Source organism: Mesorhizobium sp. M0678, assembly GCF_040320505.1.
Lineage (GTDB): Bacteria > Pseudomonadota > Alphaproteobacteria > Rhizobiales > Rhizobiaceae > Mesorhizobium.
In genome coordinates this window covers 1-1,023 of record NZ_JAMYPT010000080.1, presented here as the reverse complement: position 1 = coordinate 1,023, position 1,023 = coordinate 1, and the positions used below count along the sequence as shown (strand labels likewise).

The window sequence follows — 1,023 nt, the reverse complement described above, 5'->3', positions numbered from 1 at the left end:
GAGTGGCCGGCGAATTTCTTGGCCCGTTCGCCCTCCGACAGATCGCCGCGCACGCCGGCGGCGAGCGCCGTGCGCTTGACCAGGCGTGCGACCTCCTGGTCGTTCAAGCGATCGGCACCGACGGCTCTGCCTTGACCAGCAACGCGCCGGAACAGAGGTCCGTGCGCAATGTGCGCCAGTCTTAGCCAGGTCTGCAGAGCGGCCACCGGGCAGGTGGCGTCGGAGGAGCCGCGGCCGATTTCGACCTCGCGCCAGCCGGTTTTGCCGCGCAATGTGACAAGCAGACCCTTCTCGGGAAAAATCTCGGCCCAGCCGCGTCCGTCGTCGGTCTGATCCCTGCCGGCGTCGAGGCCGACGATTTCGGATCGGCGAAGGCCGCCGGCAAAACCCAAAAGCAGCATGGCGCGGTCGCGCAGACCACGCAGCGTGCCGCGGTCGAGGGTCTCGAGCATGGCGATCAGATCCTCAGGCAGGATCGCTTCCTTCTGCCGGGGAGGGGAGGCGTGGGTGTTGCGAACGCCAGCCATGACCGTGGCGATATGCCGGTCCTTGCGGTCGAGCGGCTGACCGCGCTGGGCAAAATTCCAGGAGAGCGACGAAAGCCGGCGCTCAATGGTTGAAACGGTGTTGGGCTTTTTGTGGCCAGTGGCCGTGCCTGACGCGCAGGCGGCGATGTAGAGCCCGACGACCTGAGGATCGGGCGGGAACATCTCGATGCCTTGGCGCCGGCACCAGCTCGAAAAGTGCTTCCAGTCGGCTGCGTAGGCGCGGCGCGTGTTGGCCGAACTCGCCGCCTCGATATAATCGCGCGCGCGGCCGGCGAGCGCCTCAAGATGCGCAGGCAGGCTGGGATTGGCAATGGCTGGAAGGGGAGGGGACGAGGCTAGGTCGGCATCGCCCATCTGCATGACGATATCGACGATGTCGGGCATGTCGTCATCGCCGGAAGCAGCGGATGATCGTTGCGCGTCGCCAGCCATGCTCATGCCGCTTCGATATCCGTTTGGGAGAAGTCTTTGCCGA

Annotated in this window: 1 protein-coding gene; it reads right to left on the bottom strand. The window is 65.9% G+C overall.

From position 1 onward, the window contains the following. On the bottom strand, positions 1-986 hold a 986-nt coding region (locus NKI29_RS33355), incomplete at its 3' end, for a site-specific integrase (RefSeq protein WP_352798698.1). Between the last annotated feature and the right edge of the window lie 37 nt (positions 987-1,023).